This window comes from Polaromonas sp. CG_9.7 (assembly GCF_015752205.1).
In the GTDB taxonomy this organism is placed as follows: Bacteria; Pseudomonadota; Gammaproteobacteria; order Burkholderiales; family Burkholderiaceae_C; genus Polaromonas.
In genome coordinates, this window is record NZ_JADOVG010000011.1 from 36,789 (window position 1) to 53,977 (window position 17,189).

The window sequence follows — 17,189 nt, forward strand, 5'->3', positions numbered from 1 at the left end:
CCATATTCGGGTCAAGGGTCAAAAAGCCAGGGTCAATGCCAGATGACGTCGCGAAAATCGTTACCCTTGGTGAAAGCATTGTGGGCTATATTTAAAGTCGGTTTTACCCTTAGCAACCGCTGCGTGTCACGGCGGAAACCTTGAAACACACACTGGCAGGCGCTGCTGCCAGAACCACCTAGGAAAAACGATGAAGGTAGCAGATATCCTGCGCGTCAAGGGCAACACGCTCTACACCGTACAGCCTGGCGAGCCGCTGGCCAAGGCCGCCGAGATCATGGCCGAGAAAGACATCGGCTCGCTGGTCGTCATGGAGCATGGCGATCTGGTCGGCATGCTGACCTTTCGCGAGGTGATTGTCTGCATCGTGAACAATGGCGGCGAAATCGGCCGCACGCTGGTCAGGAAGGCAATGGACGACCATCCGATGACCTGCACGCCCGACACCGAGATCGACGAGGTGCGCCGCATGATGCTGGAGCGCCACGCCCGCTACATGCCGGTGATGAGCCAGCGCATGCTGATGGGCGTGATCAGCTTCTACGATGTCGCCAAGGCCGTGGTGGACAGCCAGAATTTTGAAAACAAGATGCTCAAGGCCTACATCCGCGACTGGCCGGCAGAAAGCGATGCGGATCGTGACTGATGCCCCGGACTGGATTGAACCGTTTAAAAACCGTCTGGGATAATCATTGCCATGAGCGGCAATACTTTTGGAAATCTTTTCGCAGTCACCAACTTTGGTGAATCCCACGGCCCGGCCATTGGCTGCGTGATCGACGGCTGCCCGCCGGGCATGTCGCTCACCGAGGCCGATATCCAGGGCGACCTGGACCGGCGCCGCCCCGGCACCAGCCGCCACGTCACCCAGCGCAACGAACCCGACGCGGTCGAAATCCTGTCGGGCGTGTATGAAGGCAAGACCACCGGCACGCCGATCTGCCTCTTGATCAGGAACACCGACCAGCGCAGCAAGGACTACGGCAACATCCTGGACACCTTCCGGCCCGGCCATGCCGACTACACCTACCTGCACAAGTACGGCCTGCGCGACCCGCGCGGCGGCGGCAGGTCGTCGGCGCGGCTGACAGCGCCCATGGTGGCGGCGGGTGCAGTGGCCAAAAAATGGCTGCTTCAGCAGTACGGCACCACCTTTCGTGGCTGCATGGCGCAGATCGGCGAGGCGGTGATTCCGTTTGAGTCCTGGGCGCATGTGCCGAACAACCCGTTTTTTGCCCCCAGCGCTGACGTGTCAAATCTCGAAAACTACATGGACGCGCTGCGCAAGGCCGGCGATTCGTGCGGCGCGCGCATTCGCGTGGTGGCCTCTGGTGTGCCGGTCGGCCTGGGCGAGCCGCTGTTCGACAAGCTGGACGCCGACATCGCCTTTGCCATGATGGGCATCAATGCGGTCAAGGGCGTGGAGATTGGCGCCGGTTTTGGCGCGGTTACGCAGCGCGGCACGACGCATGGCGATTCGCTGACGCCCGAAGGCTTTGTGTCAAACAACTCTGGCGGCGTGCTGGGTGGCATCAGTACCGGGCAAGACCTGGAAGTGTCGATTGCCATCAAGCCGACCAGCTCCATCATCACGCCGCGCCAGTCGATTGATACCGAAGGCAACCCGGCCGAAGTGGTGACCAAGGGTCGGCACGACCCCTGCGTCGGAATCCGCGCCACGCCGATTGCCGAGGCCATGCTGGCGCTGGTCGTCATGGAGCATGCCTTGCGCCAGCGCGCGCAGTGCGGCGACGTGAAGGTCAACACACCGGACATCATGCGCAGACGGGGCTGAACCGCCCAGGTTGACTTTCCCTGCTCACGCTGGCAGTTCTGTGGCCGAAGCAGGTAATTTGACTACATCGCTTGAAAAGGTGTCGTCGTAGATTGAATCTTTTGGTCATTCAAAAGGCATTCATGGCAAGCACCCCATCACGTTCATCGCCGAAGAGCGACGCCCAGGCTGTCGTTGACAAGCAGCGCAGCATTCAACAGCAGCAAGACGGCAAAGACGCCGCGAAACCGAAGAAAAGCAGTGGCGCAAAAAGCAACAAGCCCGCTGTCCAGGCGGGCTTGACCCCGCAGCCTGCACCGCCGTTGCCGGCCCAGCATCTCGAAAAGCCGGGCGTGGAAGCCAACATGCAACTGCGGCCAAAGTTCATGGCTCAGGGATATAAGGGCAGCGAGAAGCTTGCAGGAATGACTGCGCTGGTCACCGGCGGCGACTCAGGCATTGGGCGGGCCGTGGCGGTGCTGTTTGCCCGTGAAGGCGCTGACGTGGCGATTTTTTACCTGAATGAACATGTGGACGCCGAGGAAACCAAGCGTTGCATCGAGGCCGAAGGCCAGCGCTGCCTGCTGATAGCCGGCGACGTGAAGGATGCCGCTTTCTGCCGCACGGTGGTCGAGAAAACTGTCAGCACATTCGGCAAGCTCGACATTCTGGTGAACAACGCGGCTTTCCAGGAACATGCAGATTCGCTTGAAGACCTGACCGAAGAGCGCTTCGACGAAACCCTGCGAACCAATGTCTATGGCTATTTTCATATGACGAAGGCTGCGCTGCCGCACTTGAAAAAAGGCTCGTGCATCATCAATACCGGCTCGGTCACGGGCTTGGAAGGCGAGTCCAAGCTGCTGGATTATTCAGCGACCAAAGGCGCGATTCACGCCTTTACCAAGGCGCTGGCCAGCAACCTGCTCGACAAGGGAATTCGGGTCAATGCCGTAGCGCCAGGACCGGTCTGGACACCGCTGAATCCGGCCGACAAGGATGCCGAGTCGATCCAGAAGTTTGGTTCTGCGACTGACATGAAACGCCCGGCCCAGCCCGAGGAGTTGTCCCCCGCCTATGTCTTCCTGGCCTCGCCGGTGTGCTCCAGTTACATCACCGGCATCGTGCTGCCGGTGACAGGCAGCGTGGGCGCGTGATCTCTGGCAAACGTGAAATTTTGATCAAATAAGCTGTTTTCGCAGTGTGGGTAAGCCTTAACAGCTATTAAATAAGTAGCGTCATGCCGTTTCGAGCAAGTCGGCCAGGCCGTCGCTCCGCTGGCTGCGCAACTCGACCATTTCTGCGTTGTGATCTGTCGGCAAAGCCACGCCGATAATCACTGTGGACAAAGCCCTGCAAAGCCTGGGCACCATTGAAGCCGCTCTGCACCCGATAGCCAGTGGCCCGACTGCAGACTTGCAGGCGCTGAACCAATCCGTAACCCGAAAACCCACTGCATGCCTGTGATTCACAAGTTTCCGATCGATGAACGCGACGTCGAGCTCAGCGCCATCCGGGCTCAGGGTGCGGGTGGACAAAACGTCAACAAGGTGTCCAGCGCCCTGCATCTGCGCTTCGACATCAAGGCATCCTCGCTGCCGGACGAGATCAAGGAGCGCTTGCTCGCCTTGAGCGACAGCCGAATCACACAGGAAGGCGTGCTGGTGCTTAAAGCGCAGCAGCACCGCACGCAGGAAATGAACCGCGCCGATGCGCTGTCGCGATTGCAGCAGGTGATCGACGGCGTGTCCAATCCGCCCAAAGCCCGGCGGGCCACCAAACCCACCTATGGTTCCCGGCAACGCCGTCTGGAAGGAAAGAGCCAGCGTTCAGCGACCAAGGAACTGCGCGGCAAGGTAAACAAGGAATAGCGTAATTAACAGCTATTTTTTTGATAGCTATTGGTGTTTGACTGGTGTGCGCTCATAGGAAGACCTGCAAACCACTGGGTTTGCAGGTCTTCAGGTTTCGAGGTCAGGCCGCCGGTGGGCGGCTCATGGCTTAGAAACGGTAACGCAAGCCCACCGTGGTTGCGTTGACGCGGTCGCGGCCATCACCGGCAAACTTCAGCTTGTGCTCGTCATACTGAAGCACGGCAGACAGTTGTGGGTTGAAGGAATATTCCGCACCGATGCCATAGGAAACACCGAAGCCGTTTTCCTTGCCGGATGCAATGCCTGTGCCTGGAAAAGCCAACACTTCGGTTCGGCCGTAGGTGGTGCCCAGCTTGCCGAAAATGTTGAATGACTGGGTGATCGGTGCCCGGCCGACCAAGCTGAGGTTGAAGCCTTGTGCCTTGGTGTTGCCGCCTGCCCGGTCGATCTTGCCGAAATTGGTATAGCCTGCTTCGACGCCGAAGTTCGGGGTAAAGAACGTGCCGGTGTAAATGTTGTAGACCGTGTCTCTGTTGTCTGATGCAAAAGGCCCGAATCCGTTGCCAAGCGAAAAATTGGAAGAACCAACGTTCAGGCCGACATAACTGGCTCCGGGGGAATACAAGGCGTAATTGCTCTGGGCTTGGACACCCGTGGCAGCTGTCAATGCAGCGACCGACAACACGATGGCTGAAAAGCTGCGATTGAATAGTTTCATGATGCTCCTTTGGTGTGTAAATGACGACTTCTATGGACGTAGGACCAGAGTTTGCGGAAGTTGTTCCCCAATAGTTTTATGCCAACAGACTGTTGCAACTGTGGGGCCAAAAGGCAAATTTTTGTAGGACAAAAAGCTTGTTGCAGTGGGTTTTCCGGGTAGATGCAGTTAATCCCGGAACCTGTTTTTTTCAAGCTTCCCGAGTTGTCTCCAACTCGCTTGCGTGAAGCATCGAAAGCTGCTGATAAAGTCGCGTCATGCAGCTCTTCACCCATCTTCCCGGCAGCACTGCGCTGGTCCTTGACTCGCCCCACAGCGGTGTGTTTTATCCCCCGGATTTTCGGCACACCTGCGAAACGTCGATTTTGCGCAAGGCTGAAGACACGCATGTTGAAAAGCTCTACGACTTTGCACCCGGCCTGGGCGCTCACTGGATCGAGGCGCATTTCCCCCGCAGCTACCTGGATGCCAACCGCAACACCACGGAGCTTGACGTATCTCTGTTGGACGGGCCCTGGCCTGATCCTGTCGCCACCGATCCGGTCGTGCTTTCCAAGGTGCGGCTCGGCAAGGGGTTGATCTGGCGCACCACGGATGACGGCTTGCCCATCTACGGGCGCAGCCTGTCGGTGCAAGAAGTGAAGCATCGCATCGAACACTGCTGGACGCCCTACCATGCAGCCGTGGCCGAGGCGATTGATGCGGCGCATGCTGGACACGGCTACAGCCTTCATCTCAACTGCCATTCGATGCCAGCCATTGCCTCCAGCCACGCAACCAATTTTCCGGGTGAAAAACACGCCGACTTCGTCGTTGGCGACCGCGACGCCAGTACCGCCAATCCGGTCTTGTCCCAACGGATTTGCGCGCACCTGACGGCGCTGGGCTACCGCGTGGCCTACAACCATCCGTACAAAGGCGTGGAACTGGTGCGGCGATACAGCGACCCGGCCGCCCAACGGCACAGCATTCAGCTTGAAATCAACCGCAGGCTTTATATGAACGAGGAAACACTCGAGTTGACAGCCGGTTTTGAGCCGCTCAAAGCGCATCTGCAATCGCTGGTCGAGATGCTTCTCAAGACCGATCCCCGGCAGCTGTGAGCGTGCCAGGCTGCTGCAAGATCTGCCTTTTTTTCATGCGTGCGTTGCAAGTTCGCATTTCCGGATGACCACCGATGATTACTTTTTTCAATGACAGCCATCAGGCGCATGCACCGGAATTCGAGTTTTTCCGGGGCGAGCGGGTGGCCTGCTTTGAAACCCCGGACCGTGCCGAATACGTCAAGGCCCGGCTGACCGAACATGGCCACCACCTGCACAGCGCCCAGGTCGACAGCCGCGATCTACTGGACATGGTGCATGCGCCGCGCTACCTGGCTTTCCTGGAACATGCCTGGCGTGACTGGCTTGCACTGGCACCCGGCAATGACTGCTGCCAGCCTTTTCCATCCATCTGGCCGGTGCGCAGCCTGCGCAGCGACATTGAGCCGCTCAATTTCATTGCCCGGCTGGGCCTGTATTCCATGGACAACGGCTCGCCGCTTTCGGCGGGCACCTGGCAGGCCGCGAAGGCCGGCGCCGATGCAGCGGCCAGCGCCGCCGCACAGGTGGCTGCGGGCCATGGCGGCGTGCGTGCAGCCTTTTGCTGCAGCCGGCCTCCGGGGCACCATGCGGGTGCTGACTTCATGGGCGGCTACTGTTTCCTGAACAACGCGGCGGTGGCGGCGCAGTCGATGCGCAATGCCGGCGCTGATCGCGTGGCCATCCTGGATGTGGACTATCACCACGGCAACGGCACGCAAAGCATCTTTTATGGTCGAGCCGATGTGCTGTGCGTCAGCCTGCATGGCGACCCGCTGACCGAATACCCGTTTTTTCTGGGCCATGCCGACGAAACCGGGCAAGGGGAGGGCGAGGGCTTCAACCTGAACCTGCCCCTGCCTGCCGGATGTGCCGCATCGCGCTGGTTCGATGCGCTGGAGCAGGCGTGCCAGCGCATCGGCCATTACCGCGCCAATGCGCTGGTGGTGGCGCTGGGACTGGACACCTTCGCAGAAGACCCGATTTCGAAATTTGCGCTCCAGTCTGACGATTTCAGCCGGCTGGGCCGGCGACTGGGTGCGATGGGCCTGCCCACGGTCTTTGTGCTGGAAGGCGGTTATGCAGCGGCTGCGCTGGGGACCAATGCAGTCAACGTGATTGAAGGTTTTGAGGAGGCTTGATGGAAAAAATCGAATGTGTGGTGATTGGTGCGGGCGTGGTGGGGCTGGCCATCGCACGCGCCCTGGCCTTGCAGGGCCGGGAGGTGATGGTTCTGGAATCGGCCGACGCCATCGGCACCGGCACGAGTTCGCGCAACAGCGAAGTCATTCATGCGGGCATTTATTACCCGCAAGGCTCGCTCAAGGCTCTGCTCTGCGTGCAAGGACGGGCGATGCTGTACGACTACTGCGCCGCGCGCGGCGTGGGCCACAGCCGCTGTGGCAAGCTGCTGGTGGCCACCAGCGACGAGCAGGTGGCGCAGTTGCACGGCATCATCAAAAAAGCCGCCGCCAACGGCGTGCATGACCTGGTGCTGATGTCGCGCGAGCAAGCACAGGCCATGGAGCCTGCGTTGCAATGCGTGGCCGCTGTGCATTCGCCCAGCACCGGCATCGTTGACAGCCATGCGCTCATGCTGGCTTTTCAGGGCGATCTAGAGAACGCTGGCGGGCTTGTTGTGCTTAATTCGCCATTGGCGCACGCCCAATGTGCACCAGGCGCTATTACTCTGGTAGCAGGTGACGGCACCGAATTGCAGGCCGCGTGGGTGGTGAATTCGGCTGGATTGCAGGCGCAAGGCCTGGCGCGGCGCTTTGCCGGGCTGCCAGCGCAGGCCGTGCCGCCCAGCTATTACGCCAAAGGGAATTACTTCACCCTGGCCGGCCGCTCGCCATTTTCGCGGCTCATTTACCCGGTGCCGCAAGCCGCCGGGCTGGGCGTTCACCTGACCATCGACCTGGGCGGGCAGGCCAAGTTTGGCCCGGATGTGCAGTGGGTCGAATCGGCCGACGATCTGGTAGTGGACCCGGCGCGCGGCGATGCCTTTTACGCCGAGGTGCGCAAATACTGGCCTGACCTGAAAGATGGTGCCTTGTTGCCGGGCTATGCCGGTATGCGCCCAAAGATCCAGTCGCCAGACGAGCCGGCAAAGGACTTCATGATCCAGGGACCCGCCGCGCATGGCGTGGCGGGGCTGGTAAACCTGTTCGGCATCGAGTCGCCAGGACTGACAAGTTCGCTGGCCATCGGCGAGTACGTGAGCCGGATGCTGTCAGAAGCGTGATGCCATTTCTGCCTTAAAGCAGCAGTTGGCAGCGCCCGCCATGCCGTACCAGGGCACTGCATGTGGCGGGTTCCTGTCAGTAGGAGGGGCAACCAACCAAACCGGTTTATTGAGCGGCCCAGCCGCCGTCCATGTTCCAGGCCACGCCCCGAATGTTGACGCCGGCGGGCGAGCAGAAAAACACCGCCAGCGCGCCCAGCTCCTCGGGCGTTGTGAACTGCATCGAAGGCTCTTTTTCGCCCAGCAGTTGCTGCTTGGCCGCTTCGTTGCTGATGCCGCCCGCCTCGGCACGGGCATCAACCTGTTTTTGCACCAGCGGCGTGAGCACCCAGCCCGGGCAGATGGCATTGCAGGTCACGCCGGACGTGGCGTTTTCAAGCGCCGTCACCTTGGTCAGCCCGACAATGCCGTGCTTGGCTGCCACATAGGCCGATTTTTCGGCCGAGCCCACCAGGCCATGCACCGATGCCAGGTTGATGATGCGGCCCCAGCCCTTGCCGCCATCGGCCGCCTGCATCGCCGGCAACGCCAGGCGCGTGGCATGAAAGGCGCTGCTCAGGTTGATGGCGATGATGGCGTCCCACTTTTCAGTCGGGAAATTTTCAATGCGCGCGACATGCTGGATGCCGGCATTGTTCACCAGGATATCGACCTGCCCAAATTCGGCAGCGGCAAATTTCATCATCGCCTCGATCTCGCCGGGTTTGCTCATGTCGGCGCCATGGTAGACAACTTTCACACCCAGCGCGGCAATCTCGGCCTTCGGGCCGTCCACATCGCCAAAGCCGTTGAGCACGATGTTGGCGCCCTGTGCAGCCAAAGCCTTGGCAATGCCCAGGCCGATACCGCTGGTAGAGCCGGTGACAAGAGCTGTTTTACCTTTGAGCATGAAATTCCTCTGGATGATTTACGATGGTTGGTTGAAGCGGTGCAGTGATTGGCGCGCCAGATGGCGCAAAACCTGCCCCCACAATTGTCAAGCTTACTCCAGCCTTTTCCTGAGACCCACACCATGACCCAGCCCAGCCTGAATCACGTCACCTGTCCCGATGCCGCTGACGGCCACCGCATGGCCTATTGGCAATGGGGCCAGCCTGACAGCCCGCATGTGGTGTTGTGCGTCCATGGTCTGACCCGCCAGGGCCGCGACTTTGACGTGCTGGCGCAAGCCTTGTGCGCGCAAGCCGGTTCATTGGAAGGGACAGGCATTCGCGTCGTCTGCCCCGATGTGGCAGGCCGGGGGGAAAGTGAATGGTTGAAGGACCCGATGGGCTACCAGGTGCCTGTTTATGCAGCAGACATGCTGGCGTTGCTGACGCAGCTTCACGCGCAGGCGTCGATCGCCACACTGGACTGGGTGGGTACCAGCATGGGCGGGCTGATCGGCATGGTGGTGTGCGGCCAGCCGGGCTTGCCGCTGCCGGTACCGGTGCGCAAACTGGTGCTGAACGACGTCGGTCCCGCGCTGCAATGGCGGGCGATTCAACGCATTGGTGCCTATCTGGGGCAGTCCGGCCATTTCGATACGCTTCAGGACGCGGCTGATGCGATGTGGACCATCTCCAGCAGTTTTGGCCCGCACACCCCGGCGCAATGGCTGGCCCTTTCAAAGCCGATGGTCAGGCCGGTGGCGCCAGAAACCGAAGGTCTGCTGCGGCTGCACTACGATCCTGCGATTGCCATTCCCTTCAAGCTGGCGGACGAAGACGGCGCAAAGCATGGCGAAGCTATGCTCTGGCAGCTCTACGATGGTATTCAGGCCGAAACGCTTTTGGTGCGCGGTGCCCAATCCGATTTGCTGAGCCCGCAAACCGCCTTGTCCATGACGCAGCGCGGGCCACGCGCCAGACTGGTTGAGTTTGACGGCGTCGGACACGCGCCAACACTGGTTGCGCAAGACCAGGTCGCTGCATTGACAGGGTTCCTGCTTGAGTGAGGAATGACTACAAAGTGACAGAGATTTCATGAAAAATAAATCGACGGCAACGCACATCCTTTCAGCTTCCACAGACGCGCCCAGCCCCATTGTCCTGGCCACGGCGGACAACGTGGCCGATCAGCCGCATGCGCTGGCGCGTGCACGCGCTTTTGCCGAGCCGCTGATCGCTTGCGAGGTGATGGACACCGGCGAAAATGTTCTGTCGCACGCCAATGCGGTGGTGGCAATTCTCGATTCCATCGGTGGTTCCGAAGCCATGCAGGCAGCCACTTACCTGGTACACGCCTGCCAGCACCTGAACAAGCCGCAGGACGTGATCGCCAAGGCTTTTGGCCCCAGTTATGCCGCACTTGCAGTGGAAACCACCAAGCTGATCTACGTGCAGCGGCAGACGCGGGCGGTTGATGGCAAGTCCCATTTGCATGACGACCCCGCCGCCCAGACTGAAAACGTTCGCCGGATGTTGCTGGCGTTTTCCCGCGATCTGCGGGTGGTCATGCTGCGTCTGGCGTCGCGTTTGCAAACCCTGCGTTATTACGCGGCCAGCCGGCAGGCTGCTCCGATTGCATTGGCGCATGAGTCGCTGCATGTTTTTGCACCGTTGGCCAACCGCCTGGGCATCTGGCAAATCAAATGGGAGATGGAGGACCTGTCTTTTCGCTTCCTGGAGCCTGAAACCTACCGGCAAATCGCCAGGCTGCTTGATGAGAAACGCGCCGAGCGTGAAGTTTTCATGGAAGCCCTGCGCACGCAACTTGAAAGAGACCTGAACCGCAACGGCATTGCTGCGCTGGTTCAAGGGCGGCCCAAGCATATTTGGAGCATCGTCAAGAAGATGCGTGGCAAATCGCTTGATTTTGACCAGGTGCTCGACATTCGCGCCATGCGTGTGATTGCCGCCGATGTGAAAGGCTGCTATGCCGTCCTGGGCTTTGTGCATTCATGTTTTGAACCGATAAACGGGGAGTTCGACGATTACATTGCCAAGCCCAAGGCCAACGGCTATCAGTCGCTTCATACAGTTGTCCGTGAGAGCAATGGACGTGCAGTCGAAATCCAGATCCGCACGCAGGCCATGCACGACCATGCCGAACATGGCGTGGCAGCGCATTGGGCTTACAAAGAGGCGGGCACCAAAGGCTATGCCGGTGTTTCGGCGAGCAGCGAATACGACGCCAAAATTGCGGTCCTGCGGCAGTTGCTGGCTTGGGAACGGGAACTGTCTGCGCCCGCTGCGCAGCGGGCCCGTGATGCCAATCAGGGGCTGTTCGAAGACCGCATCTATGTGCTGACGCCCGAAGCCGCCATTGTGGAATTGCCGCAGGGCGCCACGACAATTGACTTTGCCTACAGCGTCCATACCAGCTTGGGCCATCGCTGCCGTGGTGCGCGCATCGACGGCGCCATGGTGCCACTCAACACGCCGCTGCAAAACGGTCAGACGGTTGAAGTCATCACTACCAAAGAGGGTGGGCCATCGCGTGACTGGCTCAACCCCGAACTGGGCTTCCTGCTGAGTCACCGTGCCAAATCGAAAGTGCGGGCCTGGTTCAATGCGCAGGTTATGGAGCAAACCGTGGCCAAAGGCCGGGAAGCCGTTGAAAAGCTCCTGCAGCGGGAAGGCAGGACTGCCATGAAGCTGCAGGATCTGGCGCTACAGCTGGGCTTCAAGACCGCCGACGATCTGTTCGCGGTCGTGGGGAAAGACGAGTTTTCTCTGCGCACCATTGAAACCCTGCTCAGGCCTGCAGAGCCTGTCTTGTCGCCAGACGAGTTCATCCTCGCCAAAAAGCCGCGACAGACCGAAAAATCCAGCACAGCCACAAAAGGCAGTCAGGGCAGTGTGCTGGTGGTAGGAATGGATTCTTTGCTGACACAACTGGCCAAATGCTGTAAACCCGCCCCCCCGGATGTCATTCTCGGGTTTGTTGCGAAAGGAAAAGGCGTGAGTATTCACCGAAGCGATTGCAGCAATTTTCGCAATATGGCCAGTGGCAGCCCTGACCGGGTGATAGAAGTAGAGTGGGGTTCTGCCAAGGCTCCGGACGGAGCGGTTTACCCAGTCGATGTCGCCGTAGAAGCTGCCGATCGCCAAGGCCTGCTCCGCGATATTTCTGAGGTGTTCGCCAAAGAAAAAATGAACCTGATCGGCGTGCAAACCCAGTCGGTCAAAGACAGCCGCGGAGGAACTGCCTGGATGACCTTCACCGTCGAGGTTCCCCAGTCAGGGCGGCTTCAACAAGTGCTTGGTATCGTCAGCAATGTGCCGGGTGTTCGCTCGGCACGAAGACGGTAAGTTGATTGCACTTATTTTTGCGCAGGTCTTAAAACCCGTATTTTGCACTGCTAGAATACGACCTTCGAATAGTTCTTTAGGCGCGTAGCTCAGCTGGTTAGAGCACCACCTTGACATGGTGGGGGTCGTTGGTTCGAGTCCAATCGCGCCTACCAATTTTTTTGAATTGGTTTTTAGTTTTTTGCTTGTCTTAGGCAATTGATTAAAAAAAACCATAAAAAATTGCGTAGATCAAGACATTCCTAGAATGTACCGAAACCTGTCTTAATAAAGCAGGCGCTCGTTATTTCATGGAGTCATCATTGCATAGCAACAAATCCGTTATTCAGCAAGCTGTTTTACCTTCTTCTGCAGGCAGTCAGCCTGCTGTCGCCAGCACCGGCAACGAAAATAAAAAAACGACTGCCAACAGCGTCGGGCCAGCACGCATCATCAAAAAGTATCCCAATCGGCGACTTTATGACACCGAGACTTCGGCCTACATCACGCTTGCGGAGGTGCGCCGCTTGGTCATGGGCAGTACGCACTTCGTCGTGCGCGATGCCAAAACCAATGAAGACCTTACGCGCAGCATTCTGCTTCAGATTATTCTTGAGGAAGAGGCTGGCGGCGCACCCATGTTTACCGAAGCGGTACTGTCCAATATCATTCGTTTCTATGGCGATGCCATGCAAAGTTTCATGGGCGCGTACCTTGAAAAAAATGTGCAAAGCTTCATGGATTTGCAGGTCAAGATGGCCGAGCAGTCAAAAGGCATGAGTCCGGAAATGTGGGCTCAGTTCATGAACGCCAAATCGCCCATGATGCAAGGCATGATGGGGGCTTATGTCGAGCAATCCAAAAATGTTTTCACGCAAATGCAGGAACAGATGCAAAAACAAAATGAACAAATGCTTGCTGCACTGGGATTAAAGCGTTAGCAAGCAACTGCTTCGTAGCTAATTTGGAAGCGGAATTCTGGGCTTTATCGATTTTTTCGCCTGCTCTGAGACAATAGAGACATGAGCGAAGTACTTTCCCAATCTCCCCTTTCCCCTGCTGCCCCTGTCAAGCGCGCTCCGCGCGTAGGTTTTGTCAGTCTGGGCTGTCCCAAGGCTCTCACTGATTCCGAGTTGATTTTGACCCGGCTCAGTGCCGAGGGCTACCAGACGTCCAAAACCTTTGAGGGTGCTGACCTAGTCATCGTCAATACCTGTGGCTTCATTGATGATGCGGTCAGAGAAAGCCTGGACACCATAGGCGAAGCGTTGGCCGAAAACGGCAAGGTTATCGTGACAGGTTGCCTTGGCGCCAAAACTGGCGATGGTGGCGGTAATTTGGTGCGCCAGATGCACCCGAGCGTATTGGCTGTCACGGGTCCGCATGCCACACAGGAAGTGATGGATGCGGTGCATCTGAACTTGCCCAAGCCGCATGATCCCTTTGTGGATCTGGTGCCCAATGCTTTTGGCATTGCCGGCATCAAGCTCACGCCCCGGCACTACGCCTACTTGAAAATCAGTGAGGGCTGCAACCACCGCTGCACTTTCTGCATTATTCCCTCCATGCGCGGCGATCTGGTGTCACGGCCTGTCGGGGATGTCCTGAACGAAGCACGTGCGCTGTTTGAAGGTGGCGTAAAAGAGTTGCTGGTTATCAGCCAGGATACCTCTGCGTACGGTGTCGATGTCAAATACCGAACAGGATTTTGGGATGGCAAACCGGTGAAGACCCGCATGCTCGAACTGGTCCAGGCGCTTGGTGAAATTGCCGCACCTTTTGGTGCCTGGGTGCGTTTGCATTACGTTTATCCCTACCCTAGCGTTGACGAGATACTTCCCTTCATGGCAACTGGCAAAGTACTGCCTTACCTGGATGTGCCTTTGCAGCACAGTCATCCGGATGTGTTGAAGCGTATGAAGCGTCCCGCCAGTGGAGAAAAAAACCTGGAACGAATTGCGCGCTGGCGTGAGATTTGCCCGGAAATTGTAATTCGCAGCACTTTCATTGCCGGCTTTCCCGGCGAAACCGAAGCCGAATTCGAGCACTTGCTTGACTTCATGCGTGAGGCAAAAATTGATCGTGCCGGATGTTTTGCCTACAGTTCGGTGCAAGGCGCTGCTGCAAACGATATTCCAGGAATGTTGCCTCTGGAGGTGCGTGAACAGCGTCGCGCACGATTCATGGCCGTGGCAGAGGCCGTTTCAAGCCAGAAACTTCAACAACGTATAGGCGCGACCATGCAGGTGCTGGTAGACCATGCCCCTGCGCTGGGCCGTAAGGGTGGAACGGGAAGGTCATATGCGGATGCGCCCGAGATTGACGGCGTGGTCAAGTTGCTGCCGCCCGAGAAAATCAGCAAGACAATGAAAGTTGGCGAATTCACGCGTGCTCGCATCGTGGGAGTACAGGGTCACGATCTGGTTGGCGTACCTGTCTGAGAATTTTCAATAGTCTGCATTTTTTGCCATTTCCTGTACTCATCGGGAATGGCAAAAAAGCGTCGATATCGTGCAGCCGAAAAAAAAGCTACTGTGGTAGCAGTAGCTTTTTTAACTTGATAAGTTTGGTGCCCGGGAGAGAACTCGAATCTCCACATCTTGCGATACACGGACCTGAACCGTGCGCGTCTACCAATTCCGCCACCCGGGCACAGCAAGCAGTTTAACATTACATTTACGGCTGATCAGGCATGCAACTGAAAATTTTCAGGATTTTAAAAAATACTGATCGGTGACGAAATGACGTCGCGACATCAGGCTCACTTTCTCATTCCAGAATCAGATAAACCGTTCCGTTGAACGGAACATCGGCTTTTCACAAATCGCGGCTAGTATCTGGTTTTAAACTGATACAACAACAAACGGAACTGGCCAATCTTCATTCTTCACGCGCTTTTGCAGAACAGTCTTCAGCAGCGCGATTCCATGAAAGAGACTTCTTATCAAAACAAATCTTCCCATTTCCGGCGCCACTGCCGGGCTTCTCGCTGAATTCGAGGGCATTGTGTCTGGTCACCGTGACGGCCATGGTTTCGTCCAGCGAAGCGACGGTGAGTCGGACATCTACCTGCCGCCGAACGAAATGCGCGCTGTGCTGCACAACGACCGCGTCAAGGCGCGTATCGTGCGGCACGATCGAAAAAACCGGCCTGAGGGCCGCGTCACCGAAATCATCGAACGCTCGTCCAATCCGATCATTGGCCGCCTGTTGCAGGAAAGTGGTGTCTGGCTGGTAGCGCCCGAAGACAAGCGTTACGGCCAGGATGTACTGATTCCCAAGGGTGCCACTGGCACGGCAAAAACAGGCCAGATCGTGGTCGTGCAGCTCACAGAGCCACCAGCTCTATTCGGTCAGCCGGTAGGGCGTGTGACCGAAGTGCTGGGTGAAATTGACGACCCGGGCATGGAAATAGAAATAGCTGTGCGCAAATATGGCGTGCCGCACATCTTCAGCGACAACGCGCTGGCGCTTGCGCGCACATTGCCCGATGCGGTTCGCCCGGTCGACAAACAGCATCGTGTTGATTTGACTGATATTCCCCTCGTCACTATTGACGGCGAGGATGCGCGCGACTTTGACGATGCCGTTTATTGCGAGCCCGTGAAGGTAGGGCGTGGCAAGGGCTGGCGACTGCTGGTAGCGATTGCCGATGTGAGCCATTACGTCGAAACCGGAAGCGCGATTGACATTGACGCCTACGACCGTGCCACCAGCGTGTATTTTCCGCGTCGCGTGATTCCCATGCTGCCCGAAAAGCTGTCCAACGGCCTGTGCTCGCTGAACCCGAATGTCGAGCGCCTGTGCATGGTCTGCGACATGCTCGTCAATGCCAAAGGTGAGGTTCAGGCCTACCAGTTTTATCCGGCAGTGATGCTCAGCCAGGCACGCCTGACGTACAACGAAGTGGCGGCAGTCCTGGGCAATACCCGTGGACCGGAAGCGCAGCAGCGAAAGGACATCGTGCCGCATCTGCTGCACCTGCACGAGGTGTACCAAGCCCTGCTCAAGGAGCGCGGCATGCGTGGCGCGGTTGATTTTGAAACCACTGAAACGCAGATCGTCTGTGATGAAGTTGGCCGGATCGAGAAAATCATTCCGCGTACCCGAAATGTCGCGCACCGGATGATCGAAGAGTCGATGCTGGCGGCCAATGTCTGCTCTGCCGACTTTATTGCGCAAAGCAAACATACTGCGCTGTTCCGGGTCCATGAAAGCCCCACGCCCGAGAAGGTCGAACTGCTGCGCAACTATCTCAAGGCGGTTGGCATAGGCATGACGGTCAGCGACAACCCGGCGCCGGGTGAGTTCCAGCAAATCGCCAAGGCGACGAAGGACCGGCCGGATGCACTGCAGGTGCATTCCATGCTGCTGCGTTCCATGCAGCAGGCGGTTTACACGCCGGTAAACGCGGGCCACTTTGGCCTGGCCTACGAGGCCTACACGCACTTCACCAGTCCGATCCGCCGGTATCCCGACCTGTTGGTGCACCGGGTGATCAAGGCGATCCTGAAAAAGACGAAATACCAGTTGCCGGTATTGCCTACGCCTGGCGAAGCGCAAGCCAAGCTGTCCAAGCGGCTGGCTGCCCGTGTCAAGGAACCCACTGAAAAGCCTAAGAAAGCCAGTGTGGACCAGCTTGCCTGGCAGGCAGCCGGACTGCATTGCAGTGGCAATGAACGCCGGGCTGATGAAGCCAGCCGCGATGTGGAAGCCTGGCTCAAGTGCAAGTACATGCGCGAGCATCTGGGAGAGGAGTTTGGTGGCGTGGTCACTGCAGCGACCAGTTTCGGGGTTTTTGTGACGCTTGACGCCATGTACGTCGAAGGTTTGGTGCATATCACCGAACTGGGCGGCGAATACTATCGCTTTGACGAAGCGCGGCAGGAATTGCGCGGCGAGCGCAGTGGCATGCGTTACGCATTGGGCACCCGGGTGCGTGTGCAGGTCAGCCGCGTCGATCTGGATGGCCGGAAAATTGATTTTCGCCTGGTCCATGAAGGCGAGGACAAGTCGGGAATCGTGAACCGGGCCATGAAAGACAAGAACGGCGGTACTGTGGACGAATCGTCCCTGCAGGATCGCAGCACCGGATCGCGCCGTAGCGGACGTGGGGAGCGTGAGGCGGGCAACAAGAGTCGCCAGTCTCCGCCTGACAGGGCATCGCCGTCGCAACCTCGTGCACGCAAGTCAGCAGCAAAAAAAGCATCCTTGGGTACCGTGCCAAAACAGGGCAAAAAGCCCCGTCGCTAGGACACCATGAACATTTTCATGCACCAACC

The 17,189-nt window shown here is 58.1% G+C and carries 14 protein-coding genes and 2 tRNA genes; 13 read left to right on the top strand and 3 right to left on the bottom strand.

Translation table 11 applies throughout. The annotated features are described in order from the left end of the window. Positions 1-190: 190 nt before the first annotated feature. The 4 genes from IWX87_RS12400 (at position 191) to arfB (ending at position 3,645) form a co-directional block, all read left to right on the top strand. Positions 191-646, top strand: a complete 456-nt coding sequence (locus IWX87_RS12400) for a CBS domain-containing protein (protein ID WP_196863834.1) — start codon at positions 191-193, stop codon at positions 644-646. Between the two features lie 51 nt (positions 647-697). Next, positions 698-1,795 (top strand): chorismate synthase, encoded by a 1,098-nt coding sequence (gene aroC / locus IWX87_RS12405; protein WP_196863835.1) that lies wholly within the window; start codon positions 698-700, stop codon positions 1,793-1,795. A 122-nt stretch (positions 1,796-1,917) separates the two neighbouring features. After that, positions 1,918-2,931 carry an SDR family oxidoreductase gene (locus IWX87_RS12410; protein ID WP_196863836.1) on the top strand — a complete coding sequence of 338 codons (1,014 nt, stop codon included), beginning with the start codon at positions 1,918-1,920 and terminating at the stop codon, positions 2,929-2,931. A gap of 300 nt (positions 2,932-3,231) precedes the next feature. Beyond that, positions 3,232-3,645 (top strand): alternative ribosome rescue aminoacyl-tRNA hydrolase ArfB, encoded by a 414-nt coding sequence (gene arfB, locus IWX87_RS12415; protein WP_196863837.1) that lies wholly within the window; start codon positions 3,232-3,234, stop codon positions 3,643-3,645. Positions 3,646-3,775: 130 nt separating this feature from the next. Here arfB and IWX87_RS12420 read toward each other — a convergent pair whose 3' ends face one another. Further along, positions 3,776-4,366: an outer membrane beta-barrel protein gene (locus IWX87_RS12420; protein ID WP_196863838.1), complete on the bottom strand. Its 591-nt coding sequence runs from the start codon at positions 4,364-4,366 to the stop codon at positions 3,776-3,778. Positions 4,367-4,623: 257 nt separating this feature from the next. Here IWX87_RS12420 and IWX87_RS12425 point away from each other — a divergent pair, with 257 nt between their 5' ends. From IWX87_RS12425 to IWX87_RS12435, 3 genes are all read left to right on the top strand, one after another. Continuing rightward, positions 4,624-5,469, top strand: coding sequence for an N-formylglutamate amidohydrolase (locus IWX87_RS12425; protein WP_196863839.1), 846 nt, complete (start codon positions 4,624-4,626; stop codon positions 5,467-5,469). A gap of 74 nt (positions 5,470-5,543) precedes the next feature. Continuing rightward, the gene (locus tag IWX87_RS12430) at positions 5,544-6,590 is read left to right on the top strand and encodes a histone deacetylase family protein (RefSeq protein WP_196863840.1); all 1,047 of its coding nucleotides are present in this window, start codon (positions 5,544-5,546) and stop codon (positions 6,588-6,590) included. Further along, a complete protein-coding gene (locus IWX87_RS12435) occupies positions 6,590-7,693 on the top strand; it encodes an NAD(P)/FAD-dependent oxidoreductase (RefSeq protein WP_196863841.1) in 1,104 nt (367 codons plus the stop codon). Before IWX87_RS12430 ends, IWX87_RS12435 begins: the two co-directional genes overlap by 1 nt. 106 nt (positions 7,694-7,799) lie before the next feature. Here IWX87_RS12435 and IWX87_RS12440 read toward each other — a convergent pair whose 3' ends face one another. Then, the gene (locus IWX87_RS12440) at positions 7,800-8,582 is read right to left on the bottom strand and encodes a 3-hydroxybutyrate dehydrogenase (RefSeq protein WP_196863842.1); all 783 of its coding nucleotides are present in this window, start codon (positions 8,580-8,582) and stop codon (positions 7,800-7,802) included. 123 nt (positions 8,583-8,705) lie between these two features. On the opposite strand from IWX87_RS12440, the gene IWX87_RS12445 reads away from it, so the two are divergent. The 5 genes from IWX87_RS12445 (at position 8,706) to rimO (ending at position 14,348) form a co-directional block, all read left to right on the top strand. Then, positions 8,706-9,629 (top strand): alpha/beta fold hydrolase, encoded by a 924-nt coding sequence (locus IWX87_RS12445; protein WP_196863843.1) that lies wholly within the window; start codon positions 8,706-8,708, stop codon positions 9,627-9,629. Positions 9,630-9,657: 28 nt separating this feature from the next. Next, complete coding sequence (locus IWX87_RS12450) at positions 9,658-11,928, top strand: bifunctional (p)ppGpp synthetase/guanosine-3',5'-bis(diphosphate) 3'-pyrophosphohydrolase (RefSeq protein WP_196863844.1); 2,271 nt, start codon at positions 9,658-9,660, stop codon at positions 11,926-11,928. Between the two features lie 78 nt (positions 11,929-12,006). Then, positions 12,007-12,083: transfer RNA gene (locus IWX87_RS12455), tRNA-Val, on the top strand. 147 nt (positions 12,084-12,230) lie between these two features. Beyond that, complete coding sequence (gene phaR / locus IWX87_RS12460; RefSeq protein ID WP_231374770.1) at positions 12,231-12,848, top strand: polyhydroxyalkanoate synthesis repressor PhaR; 618 nt, start codon at positions 12,231-12,233, stop codon at positions 12,846-12,848. An 81-nt stretch (positions 12,849-12,929) separates the two neighbouring features. Beyond that, positions 12,930-14,348, top strand: coding sequence for a 30S ribosomal protein S12 methylthiotransferase RimO (gene rimO / locus IWX87_RS12465; protein WP_196863846.1), 1,419 nt, complete (start codon positions 12,930-12,932; stop codon positions 14,346-14,348). Between the two features lie 126 nt (positions 14,349-14,474). On the opposite strand, the gene IWX87_RS12470 is transcribed toward rimO, so the two are convergent. Further along, a tRNA-Leu gene (locus IWX87_RS12470) sits at positions 14,475-14,559 on the bottom strand. Between the two features lie 291 nt (positions 14,560-14,850). Between IWX87_RS12470 and rnr the strand changes: the two genes are divergently transcribed. Next, positions 14,851-17,160 (top strand): ribonuclease R, encoded by a 2,310-nt coding sequence (gene rnr / locus IWX87_RS12475; RefSeq protein ID WP_196863928.1) that lies wholly within the window; start codon positions 14,851-14,853, stop codon positions 17,158-17,160. Positions 17,161-17,189: the final 29 nt, after the last annotated feature.